Raw genomic sequence first — 550 nt, forward strand, 5'->3', positions numbered from 1 at the left:
GCACGCGACGATTTTGCATCGCTCAGAGATCTTCTGCTCAAACGCCTGTAAGTCAAACTGGCATTCAGCCGTCATTGGCACTTTCACTATTTTCGCACCAGTTTGTTCGGCTACAATCTGCCACGGCACGATGTTGGCGTGGTGTTCCATCTCGCTAATCAAGATTTCATCGCCCGGTTGTAAGGTGCTGCGAGCGTAAGTTTGTGCAATTAAGTTAAGTGCTTCGGTTGCACCTCGCGTCCAAATGATTTCTTTAGAGCTGTTTGCACCAATAAACGTTGCTACGGCTTCGCGAGCGGCTTCAAACTGGCTAGTCGCGTTTGCTGTCAAACTGTGGCTACCACGATGCACGTTAGCATTTTGTGCACTATAGTAACGGCTAATCACATCGATCACGCACTGTGGCTTTTGTGTTGTTGCTGCGCTATCAAGGTAAACTAAAGGCGATTGGTTTACGTCTTGATTTAGGGCCGGGAACTGTTCGCGTACAGCGTTTACGTCAAACATTACTCTTCACCAAATTCGTGATAATGCAGTGTTGGGATAGTGA

General features: G+C 47.6%; 1 protein-coding gene. It reads right to left on the bottom strand.

The window, feature by feature from the left end; translation table 11 throughout:
• A partial coding sequence (locus tag R8N49_RS29650) for an aminotransferase class V-fold PLP-dependent enzyme (protein ID WP_318190764.1) occupies positions 1-507 on the bottom strand: 507 nt, incomplete at its 3' end.
• Positions 508-550 lie beyond the last annotated feature (43 nt).

It is taken from the genome of Vibrio sp. 1978 (assembly GCF_033344345.1).